The sequence below is a fragment of the Massilia genomosp. 1 genome (genome assembly GCF_011682185.1).
In the GTDB taxonomy this organism is placed as follows: Bacteria; Pseudomonadota; Gammaproteobacteria; order Burkholderiales; family Burkholderiaceae_D; genus Telluria_A; species Telluria_A rubra.
Genome location: NZ_WHJF01000501.1, coordinates 1 through 306, shown reverse-complemented (window position 1 = coordinate 306; position 306 = coordinate 1). Strand labels below are relative to the sequence as shown.

Here is a 306-nt window from a genome sequence, read left to right as displayed (position 1 = left end):
GGCAGTTTCGCCCTGCAAGGCCTGGCCACCTCGAACATCGCCGTCACCGCCACCGATACCGCCCAGTCGCTGGCATCGACCATCAACGGCGCCACCGCCAACACCGGTGTGACGGCCCAGGCCAAGACCGAGGAAGCGCTGACCCTGACCGCCGCCGGCGTGTATTCGCTCGCTGTCACTTCCGACAACAGCACCGCCGCCAACGTCACCTTCACCGTCGGCGCCGCACTGAACGCTTCCGGCCTGGCATCGGCGGTCAGCGCCTTTAACGCTGTCTCGTCCCAGACCGGCGTCCCCGCCACGCTG

The 306-nt window shown here is 68.3% G+C and carries 1 protein-coding gene; it reads left to right on the top strand.

Annotation, left to right across the window (positions count from 1 at the left end):
* The coding region (locus F1735_RS34670; protein WP_308628321.1) for a flagellin hook IN motif-containing protein at positions 1-306 on the top strand (306 nt) is incomplete at both ends.